Source organism: Mesorhizobium sp. M7A.F.Ca.MR.362.00.0.0, assembly GCF_004023175.1.
Classification (GTDB): domain Bacteria; phylum Pseudomonadota; class Alphaproteobacteria; order Rhizobiales; family Rhizobiaceae; genus Mesorhizobium.
Genome location: NZ_RZTF01001155.1, coordinates 1 through 229 on the forward strand (window position 1 = coordinate 1; position 229 = coordinate 229).

Sequence of the window (229 nt, forward strand, 5' to 3'; positions counted from 1 at the left end):
ATGTAGCAAGCGGACTTGGTAAAAATTGCGGATCAGAGAAATATGCAGCAATTGTCCAGATGAGCAGCAGCCCTATCCAGGTGATTATCCCTGTTTTTAAAATCTTTCTCCAGTAGGCTTTTACAGGCAGTTTCTTCACTGTTGGCTTTATATTTATTTCCTGCTGAATGGTCGTTTTCATTCTTAATCCTCCCTAGTCAAAATGCGACTGAACTACTTTATAACTGTC

At 39.7% G+C, this 229-nt stretch carries 1 protein-coding gene; it reads right to left on the reverse strand.

Annotated features, from left to right (window positions below; genetic code table 11):
- The coding region (locus EOC06_RS39470) for a hypothetical protein (RefSeq protein ID WP_206631489.1) at nucleotides 1–181 on the reverse strand (181 nt) is incomplete at its 3' end.
- Nucleotides 182–229 lie beyond the last annotated feature (48 nt).